Annotated in this window: 14 protein-coding genes; 6 read left to right on the top strand and 8 right to left on the bottom strand. The window is 40.5% G+C overall.

Annotated features, from left to right (window positions below; genetic code table 11):
- Positions 1 to 23 precede the first annotated feature (23 nt).
- Together ACSLUF_RS02720 and ACSLUF_RS02715 are read left to right on the top strand one after the other, a co-directional pair.
- Positions 24 to 1,316, top strand: coding sequence for a 3-deoxy-D-manno-octulosonic acid transferase (locus ACSLUF_RS02720; protein ID WP_435624602.1), 1,293 nt, complete (start codon positions 24 to 26; stop codon positions 1,314 to 1,316).
- A gap of 35 nt (positions 1,317 to 1,351) precedes the next feature.
- Positions 1,352 to 2,674, top strand: coding sequence for a sugar porter family MFS transporter (locus tag ACSLUF_RS02715; protein WP_435624601.1), 1,323 nt, complete (start codon positions 1,352 to 1,354; stop codon positions 2,672 to 2,674).
- 248 nt (positions 2,675 to 2,922) lie between these two features.
- Here the strand turns inward: ACSLUF_RS02715 and ACSLUF_RS02710 are convergent, their stop codons facing one another.
- The 6 genes from ACSLUF_RS02710 to ACSLUF_RS02685 all read right to left on the bottom strand — a co-directional run bounded on the left by ACSLUF_RS02710 (position 2,923) and on the right by ACSLUF_RS02685 (position 9,578).
- Positions 2,923 to 3,549, bottom strand: coding sequence for a hypothetical protein (locus ACSLUF_RS02710; RefSeq protein WP_435624600.1), 627 nt, complete (start codon positions 3,547 to 3,549; stop codon positions 2,923 to 2,925).
- 29 nt (positions 3,550 to 3,578) lie between these two features.
- The gene (locus ACSLUF_RS02705) at positions 3,579 to 3,851 is read right to left on the bottom strand and encodes an HPF/RaiA family ribosome-associated protein (protein WP_435624599.1); all 273 of its coding nucleotides are present in this window, start codon (positions 3,849 to 3,851) and stop codon (positions 3,579 to 3,581) included.
- 101 nt (positions 3,852 to 3,952) lie between these two features.
- Positions 3,953 to 5,260 carry an ATP-dependent 6-phosphofructokinase gene (locus ACSLUF_RS02700; protein WP_435624598.1) on the bottom strand — a complete coding sequence of 436 codons (1,308 nt, stop codon included), beginning with the start codon at positions 5,258 to 5,260 and terminating at the stop codon, positions 3,953 to 3,955.
- A 24-nt stretch (positions 5,261 to 5,284) separates the two neighbouring features.
- Positions 5,285 to 6,913, bottom strand: a complete 1,629-nt coding sequence (gene pckA, locus ACSLUF_RS02695) for a phosphoenolpyruvate carboxykinase (ATP) (RefSeq protein WP_435624597.1) — start codon at positions 6,911 to 6,913, stop codon at positions 5,285 to 5,287.
- Between the two features lie 19 nt (positions 6,914 to 6,932).
- Positions 6,933 to 8,768 carry an SLC13 family permease gene (locus tag ACSLUF_RS02690; RefSeq protein WP_435624596.1) on the bottom strand — a complete coding sequence of 612 codons (1,836 nt, stop codon included), beginning with the start codon at positions 8,766 to 8,768 and terminating at the stop codon, positions 6,933 to 6,935.
- Positions 8,769 to 8,786: 18 nt separating this feature from the next.
- Positions 8,787 to 9,578, bottom strand: coding sequence for a universal stress protein (locus ACSLUF_RS02685; protein ID WP_435624595.1), 792 nt, complete (start codon positions 9,576 to 9,578; stop codon positions 8,787 to 8,789).
- A gap of 187 nt (positions 9,579 to 9,765) precedes the next feature.
- Between ACSLUF_RS02685 and ACSLUF_RS02680 the strand changes: the two genes are divergently transcribed.
- The 4 genes from ACSLUF_RS02680 (at position 9,766) to ACSLUF_RS02665 (ending at position 13,850) form a co-directional block, all read left to right on the top strand.
- Positions 9,766 to 10,725, top strand: coding sequence for an ROK family protein (locus tag ACSLUF_RS02680; RefSeq protein WP_435624594.1), 960 nt, complete (start codon positions 9,766 to 9,768; stop codon positions 10,723 to 10,725).
- A gap of 115 nt (positions 10,726 to 10,840) precedes the next feature.
- The gene (locus ACSLUF_RS02675; RefSeq protein ID WP_435624593.1) at positions 10,841 to 11,566 is read left to right on the top strand and encodes an energy transducer TonB; all 726 of its coding nucleotides are present in this window, start codon (positions 10,841 to 10,843) and stop codon (positions 11,564 to 11,566) included.
- A gap of 86 nt (positions 11,567 to 11,652) precedes the next feature.
- The gene (gene hemN, locus ACSLUF_RS02670; RefSeq protein WP_435624592.1) at positions 11,653 to 13,011 is read left to right on the top strand and encodes an oxygen-independent coproporphyrinogen III oxidase; all 1,359 of its coding nucleotides are present in this window, start codon (positions 11,653 to 11,655) and stop codon (positions 13,009 to 13,011) included.
- 17 nt (positions 13,012 to 13,028) lie between these two features.
- Entirely contained in the window at positions 13,029 to 13,850 is an 822-nt protein-coding gene (locus tag ACSLUF_RS02665; protein ID WP_435624591.1) for a universal stress protein, read from the top strand.
- An 85-nt stretch (positions 13,851 to 13,935) separates the two neighbouring features.
- Here the strand turns inward: ACSLUF_RS02665 and ACSLUF_RS02660 are convergent, their stop codons facing one another.
- A complete protein-coding gene (locus ACSLUF_RS02660; RefSeq protein ID WP_435624590.1) occupies positions 13,936 to 15,207 on the bottom strand; it encodes an acetyl-CoA hydrolase/transferase family protein in 1,272 nt (423 codons plus the stop codon).
- 12 nt (positions 15,208 to 15,219) lie between these two features.
- Positions 15,220 to 15,930, bottom strand: coding sequence for a sulfite exporter TauE/SafE family protein (locus tag ACSLUF_RS02655; protein ID WP_435625862.1), 711 nt, complete (start codon positions 15,928 to 15,930; stop codon positions 15,220 to 15,222).
- Positions 15,931 to 15,933: the final 3 nt, after the last annotated feature.

Below are 15,933 nucleotides of genomic sequence, written 5' to 3'. Positions count from 1 at the left end.
TTGTGGCGCAAAATTAAGAAATAATGATGCGGCAATCACCTAAGTCGGAAAGAATGTATTTTAGCGGAAAATACCTATCTGTGCGATTCATTTATAATCTTCTTATTCCTGTAGTTTGGTTTGCACTTTACGTTGTTTCCTTGTTCAATGAAAAAATACGACTGTTTGTTTCTGGGAGAAAACAGACGTATTCCATTTTGGAAGAGAAAGTAAATCCAGAAGATGAGGTAATCTGGATTCATGCGGCTTCGTTAGGCGAATATGAACAAGGTCTTCCCATATTGGAAAACATCAAGAAAGACTATCCAAAATATAAGATATTACTTACCTTTTTTTCTCCGTCAGGATACGAGGTCAAGAAAGATAGCACCCCTGCAGATGTAGTGGCATATCTGCCTTTGGATTCAACATCGAACGCAAAACGTTTTATAGATTTAGTCCATCCCAAACTGGCTATTTTCATTAAGTATGAAATATGGCCCAACTATCTCAAAGCGCTTAAAAAAAGGACAATTCCAACCTTGTTGGCTTCCGCCTTATTTTCAAAGCGACAAATATTTTTTAAATCCTATGGGAGCTATATGCGTAAATCCCTTAATACGTTCCAACACTTTTTTGTTCAGGATGAAAACTCAAAAATGCTACTTGAATCCCTTAATCTTACCAAGGTTACGGTGAGTGGGGATACGCGTTTTGATAGGGTTACTAAAATTTTGAGCAGAGACAATCACTTGGATTTTATGGAGTCTTTCAAGAAAGACGAAACCTGCTTCGTAGCCGGAAGTACTTGGCCAGAGGATGAGAGAATCCTAGTTGAATATATTAATTCTACCTCCGAATCCCTCAAATTTGTCTTGGCTCCCCATACCATGAAAGCTGCGTCCATAGAAAAATTGGTCGAAAGCATTTCCAAGCCTGTCATGAAATATTCTGAATTAGATTCAGGCGAAATTGCCAAAGCAGAAGTTTTAGTTATTGACACTATTGGGTTGCTTACCAAAATATACAGCTATGCAGACATTGCTTATGTAGGCGGTGGTTTTGCTACTGGATTGCACAATACACTTGAACCCGCCACCTTTGGTATTCCCGTAATTATTGGACCTCAATATGAGGGATTTAAGGAAGCCGAAGAGTTGGTTGAAAAAAGGGGAATTATCCCCATACAGGATATTAATTCATTTACCAAACTGATGTCCCGATTTATGGATGACCCTTCATTCCAATCAGAAACTGGACAAATCAATGCGTCCTATATTCAAAGTAATCAGGGAGCTACTACGAGGATAATGAATCACATCCATTCGATTCTATAATTTTCCTTAGCTTTAAAAACATCAACCAAACCAATATGGAACGTAAAATTTTATGGATTGCCGTTATTGTGGCTCTGGCTGGATTTCTATTTGGTTTTGATACCGTAGTGATTTCCGGAGCCGACAAAAAACTTCAAGAACTTTGGAATTCTTCTGATACTTTTCATGGCATTGTGGTTATGGGCATGGCCCTGTGGGGAACGGTCATTGGGGCACTCTTTGGAGCGATTCCCACCAATAAGTTAGGTAGAAAGAAAACGTTGGTATGGATTGGAGTGTTGTATTCTGTTTCGGCATTAGGCTCTGCGTTGACCCATGACCCCATTAGTTTTGCAGTTTTCAGATTCATTGGAGGTTTGGGGGTTGGCGCTTCCACCATCGCGGCGCCAGCCTATATTTCAGAAATAGCTCCAGCCAAAAACAGAGGGAAATTGGTCGGGATGTACCAGTTTAATATTGTCTTTGGTATTTTGATTGCCTATTTATCCAATTATCTCTTAAGTGGGATTAGCGACCAAGATTGGCGCTTTATGATAGGGGCTGAAGCCATCCCCGCGATTCTTTACACCACATTGGTTTTTTACGTACCCAAAAGTCCCCGTTGGTTGGTAGTTAAAGAACGTTATGACGAAGCCGAGTCTGTAATCACTAGCTTAAAGTTGGATTTTAGCCTAAAAGATTTAAAAGATGATGTGAAAAGTACCCTAACTACAGGCACTCAAGAAACCATCTTTATGAAAAAGTACCGCTTTCCTCTAATCTTAGCGTTTTTGATAGCATTTTTCAATCAATGGTCGGGCATCAATGCCTTTTTGTACTACGCTCCACGCATCTTTGAGCTAGCAGGTTTAGGTGAGAGCACGGCCTTGTTAAGCAGCATTGGTATTGGGGTTACCAACCTCGTATTTACGTTGATTGGGATTTATTTGATTGATAGACTGGGGAGAAAGCAGCTAATGTATTTCGGGTCTATTGGTTACATTGTTTCCCTATCCCTGGTTTCGGCCGCTTTCTTTTTGAACTGGACAGGTATGGCCGTCCCTATTTTCCTCTTTGTTTTTATAGCCTCCCATGCTATTGGGCAAGGTGCCGTAATATGGGTTTTCATTTCTGAAATATTCCCGAATCATCTCAGGGGTTCAGGGCAGGCTTTCGGTTGTTCCACGCATTGGGTTCTTGCCGCTTTGATTCCCTCCTTTGTTCCTTTTCTTTTCGGCAAGATTGGCCCTGGAATAGTATTCGGGTTTTTTGCTTTTATGATGATTCTACAACTGCTTTGGGTCTTCTTTATGATGCCAGAAACCAAAGGGATAAGTTTGGAAGAGCTAGGCAAAAAGCTTATTCGAAAAGAATCCTAAACTAATTATTGCACTACAGACCCAAAACAACACCTTTGGTCGAATAAGGTCACTTTGACCGCAAACCATAAGCGGATAATTCCGTAAATTGATGAAAATTACACTATTATGAGTAATGGAGTTTCTTTTAGCGATAAGTTGCTGGTGGGATTCTTGCGTTTTATGGTTATTGTTCTTGTGATAATACTTGTAGCTATTCCAATCTGTATTTTGCTAGACCTTGTCGGCATCCTTTGATTCACTTAGACCTAAAATAAGATGGCCTCTTTCTGCATGGCATTCTCAATGACCTTAATGTAGGAATCAATGGTTTTTTCAAGTTTTACCGGTTCAGCCACATTTATGTTACCTCTCCAAATCAATGCCCTATCCTTTTCTACGCAAATGCAATATAAAGATGTTTCTGCCGTGTAAATTTTGAAGGTTTCATAGTAATCCGTATCGTAATAAACCTTCTGATTATTTAGATAATCATTGCTGAATTGATTATACAGATTATCAATACCATTCATCCGTTGCCTGAAGGTTTCCCGGTTTTCGGACCCTACTATTTTGGTCAGCAGTATGGCGTCAAAACCTTTGGCCAATAGACTTTGTTCTACCTCGTCTAAATCGGCTTCCGTTTTTTCAGAGGTAGTAAACTCTTTATCAAATAGTTCCAAACTTCTTTCCGCTTCAAAGCCTTTATTGCGCAAAGCATCGCGCAGTCTAGTTTCAAAAGCTGTCCTAACTTCATCATCTTGGGTCATCCCAACCACCAAAACCTTATAAACCTGATAGGTGTCCGCATCAGGACTCTTCCACGAGCTTATCAGTTTTGGTGAGGCGCAGCCCAGAAAAAGTATGGCTACAAAAGTGATGACACAATATTTCATTTCGGATTTAATTTTGTGATTTATAGGTTTTAATGTCTAACGAAAACACCTTGCCTTTTCTCCAATTGTCTTTTCAATTCATTGATTGTTTCCGCCATTGCTTTTTCAAAGTTATCTGTATTTGCTTTAGCAAATAGTCTGGGTCCGGGAGCACTTAGTTCGATTTCACACACCTTACCTTCCCCTGTTCTATCGTTCTCTTCCTTAAAAAGGACATTGGCCTTTATTACCCACTGATATTTCTTTCCAAGTCTATCCAGTTTTTTGAGCAATAACTCACTAAGGGATTCGCTTGTACTCATCTTTTGATATTGAATGTTGACTATCATCTGTTATTGATTTAAGATACATTCAAAACTACGTGGGATACCTCCCAAAAGAAATGACAATTGTCAGTTTTTCTTCACTTACCTAAATGGAAAGGTTGGCCTGTACTTTGCAAAACCGAAAACCAAAATTCGCTCTCCAAGTCTATTTTTTTCCTTTTTTGAGTCACCTGGGTAATAGGTATGTAGACATATTGATTATTGACCTTACTAATTACAAATCGGGTTTTGCCAGCCATCGCTCCATGGACTGCATGGTATGCCAATCTGCTGCAGTACACACTATCGCTCGAATTGGCAGGAGCACTCCTGATAATGTAGCTAGGGTCAATATATTTTATGGTGATTGAAATATCACTGAAATGTTCTTTGATTTTATCCTTCAAGAAAAGTCCAATATCCTGATGCTGCACATTTCCTGAGGCATCTTTAACAACATCCCTTTTTTGAAACAACTGTTGTCCTGCTCCCTCCGCAACAACAATAACCGCATGTCTTTTGTCCACGAGACGTTCACGAAGTACTTCAAAAAAACCATTCGGTCCTTCCAATTGAAAATCCATTTCAGGAATCAGAACAAAATTGACCACTGGCATAGCCAAAGCGGCAGAAGCTGCAATAAAACCACTATCCCTTCCCATCAATTTGATTATGGAAATCCCATTATACGCTCCGGCGGCTTCGTTATGGGCATCCCTCAAAATGGAGCCCGCAACATCAAAGGATGTTTCGAAACCAAACGACTTATCAATTATGTCTATATCGTTATCTATGGTCTTGGGAATCCCAACTACACCAATCTTTAGACCTTGTTTGGCGATTTCTTCGCCAATGGCATCCACACCTTTCAACGTTCCGTCACCTCCTATGGCAAACAAAATATCCACGTTGTTTGCAGCCAAGGTTTTTACCATTACGGAAACATCCTGCCCCCCTCTTGAAGAACCTAAAAACGTCCCTCCAAACAGGTGAATATCCTTAACCTTGTTCGGTGTTAAATCAACAAAACCATGACCCATATCAGGGTTTAGGCCTTCATAACCGTAGGGAACACCAAGAATCTTTTTAATACCATAGAAATAATGCAGGGCCATGACTATACCTCGAATCACATTGTTGATTCCAGGGCAAAGTCCTCCACAGGTCACAATTGCTGCGGTAGTATGTGAAGGGTCGAAAAACAAATTTTGTCGAGGTCCGGCTTTTTCCAAGCACAGGGGTTCTTCTCCTTTTTCTAGACAATGCGTGTAGTTGTCTCTTGAAAGGTCAAACACAAATTTCTCTTCCTCATCCACAAAATTGAAAATATTATCTCCCCTAACAGTACTCAACTGCAGGGGAGATTTATATTGTGGGATACCTAAATTTCTATTTTGAAATTCCATTTTCCCTTTCAAATCATTTTAAGATTAAAAAACTTCGTTCAAATTATGATGTGAGTCAATTAGTGGTCCTCCATTTAGGATTTCCTCAGAAGACTCACTTGCGAATTTATCAAAATTTATGTGGAACGAATGCGCCAATTGGATGGCTTTACTCACATAGGCCCCTTTCTGCAACCAAGTGTTCATAGGGTCTAACATTTCTGTTGGAACTCCCGGGCAGTATTTTGGCATATACAAACCAAAAATAGGATGGGCCTCATATTCTACATTATCGAGTTGCCCTTCCAAAATGGCGGAAATCATGGCTCTGGTATACTTCAATTTGATTCTTGAACCTACCCCATAAGGACCACCACTCCATCCTGTGTTTATCAACCAAACATTCACCCCAGCTTCGGTCATTTTTTTGCTCAACATTTCGGCGTACACTGCTGGATGTAGGGGCATAAATGGTTCTCCAAAACAGGCTGAGAACGAAGGTACAGGTTCGTTGATACCTGCTTCCGTACCTGCTACCTTGGCCGTATAACCAGAAATAAAATGATATGCCGCTTGACCGGGAGTCAATTTAGATACCGGGGGTAAAACCCCAAAAGCATCACAGGTCAAGAAAAAGATATTCTTTGGATTGGATGCATAGGAAGGTGTCTGGATATTGTCGATATGCTCGATTGGATAACTTACACGGGTATTCTGAGTAATAGAACTATCAAAATAGTCCACTTCCTTGGTACCTTCTTTAAAGACGACATTCTCTAAAAGAGCTCCAGGTCGAATAGCACGATAAATATCCGGTTCTTTTTCCTCCGTGAGGTCAATTACTTTTGCATAACAGCCCCCTTCAAAGTTGAAAATGGTGTTATCAGCCGTCCAACCATGCTCGTCATCCCCGATCAATTTTCTGTCTGGATCTGCCGAAAGTGTGGTCTTACCTGTTCCTGATAGTCCGAAGTAAATCGCTGTGTCGCCGTCTTTACCCACATTGGCAGAGCAGTGCATAGGAAGTACGTTCCTATCTACCGGTAGAATGAGATTTAAAGCGGTAAAGACCCCTTTCTTCATCTCCCCAGGATATTCCGAACCTCCAACCAGTGCGACTTTACGGGTGTAATTCAAAATAGAGAAGTTTCCTGCTATAATTCCAAATTCCTTTGGATTTGGACACTCGTACCCCGGAGCACATAGTACCAACCAATCTTCTTCAAAACCTTCCAATTCTTCTTCAGGAAGTCTTAAAAACATATTTTTAATGAAGTAATTGGACCAAGGAAACTCGGTAACCGTACGCACATTGGTGCGGTATTCCGGGTCCGCACATACTGCTGCATCACGAACATAGATTTCCTTACCGGAAAGGTAATTCACCACCGCATCGTATAGCTTATCAAAATTTTCAGGGGAAATGGCCTTATTGATACGCCCCCACCAAATTCTATCTTTGGTGTAGTCATCTTTTACCAAAAAACGGTCCTTTGGTGATCTTCCTGTAAATTTTCCTGTATTAATGCTCAATGTTCCATTATCGTTTTCTACCCCCATCCCTTTTTCCAAAGTGATTTTTTGAAGCGTCTCGGCATCTAAATTCCAATGCGCTGTAACGTTTTTCAGACCATACTTGGCCAAATCTTTTGTTTTTCCCATAACTAAACTCATAACTATTGGTATTAAAAAATTAGAAGCTCCATATCCATGGAACCAGAAAAATTGTTGCGATAAAAAATAGAAGGAGCAAAGGCCCTCCTACTCTTACGTAATCCATAAATCGATACCCACCAGCGGTCATTACCATGGCATTGGTAGTTGTCCCTACTGGGGTCAAAAAAGCAGTTGAGGCACTTACCGCGACGGCTATCATAAAAGGTTCTGGAGAAACCCCCAGAGTAGTGGATGCCATAATGGCTATTGGCGCCATTAAAACTGCGGTTGCCGAGTTGTTAATCGTTTGACTAAATGCGGTAGTCAATAAGAAGATTCCCGCTAGCAGCGCAATTGGACTTAAGGCTCCCAAAGAGTCCACCAGGCTAGTTGCCGCAATTTGGGCAACTCCTGTTTTTTGAAGCGCCAATCCCATAGGTATCATAGCTGCTATCATAACCACACTGGTCCAACTAATTCCTTTATAAGCTTTTGATATGGGGACACAACCCGAAAGCATCATAATTCCAGCACAAATGAGTGCAGCAATTGCACCGGGAAGAATATTGAGTACCAAAAGCAAAATCATTAAAACTAGAGTCCCCAAAGCAATATAACTTCGTGGGGTAAGCGTATCTACATTTTTGGACAGGGCTTCAGGACTTCCCGAAATCACAACATTTTCATATAGGGATTTCAAGTGTTCTATCTTTTCCCATTGTCCCCTGATAATAAAGGCATCACCTGCTTCAATTTTTATCCTGCCTTTTAAAGGTTTATTGTCTCGGGAAGCAGCCAAAAGTTGAACCTCCATCTGATTGAGGTAATACCCCAAACCAATGGTTTTCCCCACCAGTATTGATTTCGGAGTAATAATCATTTCTGCCATTCCAACTTCTTGGTTTATAAATTCATTTTTAAGGCTATCCATTTCCGGTTTCAAGGGAATAATCCCTAACTGAAAAGTCTGCATTAACCTATCTATCGCCGCGGCATCACCTTTGACCGTGATTATATCGTGATAGCGCATCTCGGTTTCCGGACCGGGCATTTCTACAAATTCAGGTATACCTCTCAACGGTTTTGGATGTCTGCGTTTTAAGCGCATTAAGGATACACCGAAGGTGTTTTCAAAATCCCAATCCTTTATTTGTGTGCCAATTAATCTTGACATGGAACGAATTCTCAAGCGATAAATACTGTCGGCGATACTATAATTTTCAATCCACTTATGCATCTCTTGGTCTATGGCCACTGGTTTGTTTTCAGTAGTATGGCTTGGCAACAATCTATACCCAACATATCTGAAATACAGTATGGAGATTATCAATAGCGGCAGGCCGATTAGGCTAAACTCAAAAAATGAAAATCCATCGAATCCATTCTCCGCCAATGAATTACTAACAATAATGTTAGGAGGCGTCCCTGTAAGTGTCAGCAGTCCTCCAGTGTTGGAACCAAAGGCTACGGGCATCAATAATTTAGAGGGTAAACTACCTGCACTCCAAGCCGCTGTGACGGTTACCGGTAATAAAGCAGCAACCGTTCCTGTATTACTGACAAATCCAGAAAGAAGGCTAGAGCCTGTTGTGATTATCACTAGCAATCTTGGCACATTATTTTTCGCCCATTTTATAAAGTAGCGCCCTGCTACGGCTGTCCATCCCGTTCTTGCCAACCCCTCTCCGATAATGAATAAGGCAGCAATCATAATCACCGTAGTGTTGCTGAAACCACTAAGGGTCTCATTCATGTCCAGAATTCCGAAGAGAAACAATGAAATCATGGACATTAAGGCTACCACATCAGGTGGAAACTTTCCCCAGATGAATAGAAGAATTGTAATACCAAGTATTACCAGGAGTGTATACATCGCTCAAAATGGAATAAATCAGTCCAAAGCCAATACCGGAATCTCTGAATGAAGCGTTAAAAGCTTGGTCAAACGACCTTCAGAAGGTGTTCCTGCCACCGAGTGATTTCTGGGTAAAATTGCCAGTAAATCAATGTTCTTTCCGTTGATATAGTTTAAAATCCCTTGCTCTATATCCTCATTCTTGCTGAACGAATGCTCTGTGTAAAAATGTTCCAAGTAATACTCCAAAAGATGTTCAGTCCTATCCACAATGGCTTCTTCAGCATATACCGATTCCTTATATATGGTAAGAACATGTACCTTGGAATTAAACGTTCTGGCAACAGTCAAAAGCATATTCAACACCTCTTTGTCCTCTATTTCTTCTTTACCCATTACCAAAGCTATTTCCTTGGGTTGTTTGACTTCGCATCCATATGGAATGGAAATCACTGGACAATTGGCTTCCAGAACCAATTTTGAAGTATGGGTAATGGCCTCATCCGTAGTTTTATCTCCCATGGTACCCATAATAATCAAATCCACCTTTTGATTGATTTGAGTAACCAAAATGGTTTCTATAACATTCCCTGAAACGCTGTTGAAGACAGGTTCATTCTTTGTTTTCACATTAAAGGAACCTAATATTTTCCTGAAGTTTTCTTTGAGTTCTTTCTCTTCTTTTTCTGTTGAGGGCATTACACCCACGTAAAGGGCGAGTATATCAGTACCCCTATTTGGTCCTACAAAGTTGATTGCGTATTCCAAAGCGTTCACAGAAGCTTCAGAGAAATCGAAGGGAATCAGAATTTTATTTATTGTGCTCATACCTGTAAATTTTAATATTCATCCCAAAATTAGAGTGGCCCTTCGACCTAAAATATGACAGAAATCAGGTTTAGGGACAACCTCTTTAAGGTAGGTCTTTTTTGATGATTTTCTATTTGATTTAGTGTCATTTTTGCATCATAATTAGCTACCTTTAAGTCATAAACTAACTGCTGCTCATACTACAATGGATGTTGTTATAGGAATCGATATAGGAGGAACAAAAACCAAAATAGGCTTGGTCAACAAGGAAGGAGAATGCCTAGAAAAAACTTTTTTCCGTACCAAGGAATATCCAGATTTGGATGACTATCTCAACAAATTAAAGGAGACCTCCGAAAATCTTATTAAAGGTGTTGACAAGCCATTGAATATATTGGGGTGTGGTATTGGTGCTCCGAATGCATCCAGTAAAAATGGAACTATAGAGAATGCGAGCAACCTTTTATGGAAAGGTAGTGTTCCTTTTCTTGAAAAGTTTCAAGAAAAAATGCCCATGCCAATGCGAATCATGAATGATGCCAGCGCAGCCGCTTTGGGGGAAATGCTTTTTGGAAGTGCAAAAAACATGACAGATTTCATTGCCATTACTTTAGGAACCGGATTTGGTGCCGGTATTGTAGCCAATGGACAATTGATTGATGGTTTCGACGGTTTTGCAGGTGAGTTGGGACATGTAGACATGACCATAGGAGATGGCAGGTTGACCGGACTCGGTGTAAAAGGTGGATTGGAAGCCTATGTATCGGCAACAGGATTAAAAAGAACTATTCTGCACATGCAGGCCAAATACCTTGTGGATAGTCGATTTAGAAGCATTGCCTTTAATGACCTGCATGGAGAAGATATTACCAAAGCTGCTGAAGAAGGAGATAAAATTGCCCTTATGGCCTTTGATTATACCGCAAAAATTATGGCGCAGGCCCTTGCCAACTTTACTGCGTTTACCCAACCCGCAGCTTTTATTCTTATGGGTGGACTTACCAACAGCGGTAAATGGATAATGGAACCTTTGGAGCGTTACTTCAATGAATTCCTTTTGGATGTATATAAAGGAAAAGTACAGCTAATGCATTCTGGCATGCAAGGGAAAACAGCAGCCATTTGTGGCGCTGCGGCCCTCATCTGGGAAACTCGGAAAGACTAAGCCTACCACCCTGCCATTCAGGCACATATCTATTCATCTACTTGAATACCTGATAGTTATCATATTTTTTCTGGTATGACGTCTCTAAATTTATCTCAATTAAATAGTAAACGTCATGAAACCAAAAAAGAATCCCAACGCAGAAGTAGGCAGAAATAGTAGTCTCTATTTCATGATAGGCCTATGCTCAATTTTGTTCGTTACTTGGCAAGCCCTTGAAGTAAAAGTATATGAAAAAGAAACCGAAGTATTAGACGTAGTTCAGGTTGTGGATAATCTTGATGAAGAAGTTCCCGTGACCAAAAATGTTATTACCGCTCCTCCCCCGCCTCCTCCCTCCGCTCCAGACGTAATTGAGATTGTTGAGGACATGGAAGACGTGGAGGAAACGGTCATAGAAAGTACTGAGAGCAGTCAAGACCTTTACATTGAAGATGCTATTGTTAGGATTGATGATGTTGAGGTTGGAGAAGAGGAGGAAGAAATATCCGTTCCCTTTGCTGTAATCGAAAATGCGCCTGTATTTCCTGGATGTGACACTTGTCCTACGGAAGAAGAAAGGAAAGCATGCTTCAACCAAAAAATTCAAGAGCACATCCAAAGTAACCTAAAGTACCCTGTACCTGCTCTTGAAATGCGTATTTCAGGTCGTGTATTTGTCAAATTTGATATTGATACAAAAGGGAGGGTTACCAACATCCAAAGAAGAGGACCAGACCGTTTATTGGAAGATGAAGCTGTTCGTCTGATCGCTTCGCTACCTGCAATGAAACCTGGAATGCAGCGTGGAAAGGCAACCAAAATCACATACGCCATTCCTATAAACTTTCAAATACGATAGACGGATACGGGTTAAATACACTAGCTGACAATTGTCATGTTTTCTCAATATCCACGAACCTAATTTAGCCCAATAAATTAAAGTTTATGTGTCATCTGATTCAAAAATATAATGTCCCCGGACCAAGATATACAAGTTATCCCACGGTACCGTATTGGGATTTGGAAAGCTTTTCCGGCAAACTTTGGAAAGCGACGGTGACCCGGGTATATCAGGAAAACCAAGATGAAGGTATCAGTTTATATATCCATCTACCCTTTTGTGAAAGCATGTGTACTTTTTGTGGCTGTCACAAAAGAATTACCAAGAGGCATGATTTAGAATTGCCTTATATACAGGCTGTACTAAAGGAATGGGAACTGTATGTGAATCTTTTAGGCGATAAACCAAAAATAAAAGAACTTCACCTTGGTGGGGGCACACCCACCTTTTTCTCCCCTGAGAATCTCACCACCCTCATATCTGGTATTCTCAGAAAGGGAAAACAGGCAGAAGATGCTGAATTTAGTTTTGAAGGACATCCAAACAATACGACCAAAGCACATCTACAGGCTCTTTTTAATGTGGGGTTCAAAAGAGTCTGCTTTGGTGTGCAAGATTATAATGAAACCGTTCAAAAGGCCATAAACAGAATTCAACCCTTTGAACATGTAAAAAGAGTGACTGATTGGGCCAGGGAAATAGGATATACTTCCGTAGGTCATGATATCATTTATGGTCTTCCTTTTCAAACTTTGGAAAATGTGGAACAGACGGTTTTGATGACACAAGAGCTGAAGCCAGACCGGATTGCTTTTTACAGTTATGCCCATGTGCCTTGGATGAAGGGCAATGGTCAACGCGGTTACCGGGATGAAGACCTTCCTAACGCTTCCGAAAAAAGAGCACAATACGAAATGGGTAAAAAGATGCTCACCGATTTTGGATATAGTGATGTGGGAATGGACCATTTCGCGTTGCCTACGGATAAGCTATATAAAGCCATGGTAGGAGGTTACCTTCACCGAAACTTTATGGGCTATACTCCTTCCAAAACAAATCTTATGATTGGATTGGGAGTATCTAGCATAAGTGACAGTTGGTATGGTTTTGCCCAAAACGTAAAAAGCTTGGAAGAATATCAAAATCTGACATCACATGGTCTACTCCCAATTTTCAGGGGACATATTCTAAATACTGAGGATGAAACCATCCGTAGGCATATCCTAAACCTGATGTGCCAATACGAAACTGATTTTAATCAAGTAGAGAATGATTCGGAAGCGTTCAACCAAATCAAACTAAATCTTACGGAAATGGAAAGAGATGGTTTGGTAACACTAGAATCAAACAAAATAATGGTAACCACTAAGGGTAGGCCTTATATCAGAAATATTTGCATGGCCTTTGACTTGAAATTACATAGAAAAAAACCGGAAACACGATTGTTTTCGATGACCGTTTAATTTTAAAAACCATAACAATGAAAGGTATAATTGTCCCAGTAGATTTTTCAGAACAGTCCGAAAATGCACTAAAAGTAGCTGCCTCATTGGCGAAAGAACACAAATCAGAGTTATATGTTCTCCATATGTTGGAGCTTTCGCCTTCCATAATGAGTGAATCCGGCTATATAGCACAAGAGCAAGTGGTTCACCTTATTAAGGTTGGAGAGCAGCGATTCAACAAGTTTTTGGACAAACCCTATTTAAAAGGAATTAACATAATTCCAATCATCAAACATTACAAGGTTTTCCAAGAGGTTGATGAGATAGGTAAAAAGCATGAAGTTGACCTAATTGTGATGGGTTCCCATGGCACGGATGGATTAAAAGAGATTTTTATTGGTTCCAATACGGAGCGTGTAGTAAGAAGCTCAGATATCCCTGTTTTGGTGGTTAAGGGTGAAGTCGAACATTTTCAATTAAAGAATTTTGTCTTTGCCTGCAACTACAAAGAAGAAAACATTCCTGCCCTAAAAAAAGCCAAGCAAATGGCGGAGCTTTTTGGAGCTGACCTTAAGCTAATTTACATCAACACACCAGGGGATGAGTTCTTGAGCACTGAGGATATCTATACTCGAGTTTCCAAATTTTTGAACCTGGCCAAAGAAGGCCTTAACGTAGAAATTTACAATGACTATTCGGTTGAAAAAGGCATATTAAATTATAGTGATGCAGTTGGTGCCGATTTAATAGGTATTCCCACCCACGGCAGAAAGGGACTAACACACTTTTTTATGGGAAGTATTGGGGAGGATGTTGCAAATCATTCCAACATCCCAGTAATTACATTTAAAATCTAAATAGTTGGACTTTTTTTTGGTTGGTTAGTTTAATATTTAAGTAGTAGTTCAACAAAAAAGGGAGGCTTTCGCCTCCCTTTTACTTTTAAGCTCCATTAAACCGATTGTAAGCTGCTTGTTCCAATTCTTCCCTAAAATCAGGGTGTGCAATCGAAATAAGGGCATCTGCTCTTTGTTGGAGATTCATTCCATACAAATTGACTACCCCATGTTCCGTTGCAACATAGTGAACGTGTGCCCTTGTCGTAGTCACTCCAGCACCTTCCTTCAGAAAGGGAACTATTTTGGAAACTCCCTTGTTGGTTGCTGATGGCATTGCAAAAATAGGTTTCCCTCCTTTTGACAAAGAAGCTCCCCTGATAAAATCCATTTGCCCTCCAACCCCAGAAAATTGCCAACTTCCAATAGTGTCTGCACAGACTTGGCCTGTCAAATCGATCTCAATAGCACTATTGATTGCTGTCACTTTAGGGTTTCTTCGAATTCTGGCCGTATCATTGGTGTACCCAGAATCCCTGAAATCACAAATGGGATTGTCATCGATGAAATCGTACAACTTTTGTGACCCCACAGCAAAGCAACTTACAATTTTGCCCATTTTAATCTTCTTCTCAGCACCATTAATAACTCCGCTCTCAATTAGAGGCAACACGCCGTCTGAAAACATCTCGGTATGAATACCCAAATTCTTATGGTTTCCCAAATTGGAAAGTACCGCGTTGGGAATATTTCCTATTCCCATTTGTAATGTTGCTCCATCTTCAATTAAAGACGCTACATTCAATCCAATCTTGTTTTCAATTTCGGATAGCTCTCCAGCTTCATGTTGATGAATGGGCCTATCCACTTCCGCTGCTGAAGTAATTTCGTCAATATGTATGATTCCTGTACCATGGGTTCGGGGAACCTGTGGATTAATCTGGGCAATTACCTTTTTTGCGGTTCTTATCGCCGGCAATGCGACATCCACCGAAACCCCTAAAGAGCAAAACCCATGTTTATCGGGGCTTGAAACTTGAACGATGGCTACATCCAAAGGCAAAATATTGTTTTTGAAAAGCCAAGGAATCTCACTTAAAAAAATGGGTATATAACCCGCTCTTGGAGTGTTTACTGCTTTTCGAACATTGCCTCCCACAAAGCATGAGTTTAATCTAAAAGCATTGTAGTAAGGCTCTTGCACATACTTGGCAGAGCCTTCAGTATGAATTGAAATAAGCTCAACATTTTCCAGTTCATTGTGCCGCTCACAAAGTCCGTCAATAAGTTCATTTGGGGTCATGGCCGCTCCCTGTAAGAATACGCGGTCTCCTGACTTCACTTCTTTTACCACTTCTTCAATGGAAGTAATTTTCATAAATAAATGGGTTTATGGTTGATGACATTCAATTTTTGCAGTTGCCATATCGTTTTGGGAAATTTTTGGGGAAACGTAGGGAATTCCAAGCCCTAAACCACGAACAATAAACAACAGACCTACCAGTATCACAAAAATAGGAATGGCTTTTTTAACTTTTGCCTTAATAGGTCCTTTTAACCATTTGCTTGAAAAGACTACGGTTGTCATCAATGGGATGGTTCCTACTCCAAAAAGGACCATGTAGAGACCCGCTTGAAAAGTATTTCCCATAGCAATAGCCCCCAAAGTGGCCATATAGACCAGGCCGCAAGGCAGAAAACCATTTAGGAAACCTATGGTCAGAAAAGTATCCGCCGATTTTTTCTTGAGCTCTGCTCCCAACTTGGATTTTACTTTTCCAATAAGTCGATAGACAGGTGCTGCCAATTTGTTTGCTTTAGCATTACGCCGAGGCCACAATACCAAAACCACCATCATAATGCCAACGGCAATTGAAAGCTTCTGTTGTATTCCAAATAGAGCCAAACCTTTACCCAAAAAGCCAAAAAGCAATCCTATTATACCATACGCCATAAGCCGTCCTCCGTGGTAGAGGGCAAGCTGACCTATTTTGCGCCAGTTGTTTTCCCTATCCACTGGCAGCAAAAAGGCAATGGGGCCACACATACCCAAACAGTGTAGACTTCCCAAGAACCCAAAGACTATGGCGGTAAGAATCAACAT

It is taken from the genome of Flagellimonas sp. (genome assembly GCF_965601775.1).
Classification (GTDB): Bacteria; Bacteroidota; Bacteroidia; order Flavobacteriales; family Flavobacteriaceae; genus Flagellimonas.
The sequence above is the reverse complement of the archived record's forward strand: the minus strand, read 5'-3'. Positions and strand labels throughout refer to the sequence as shown.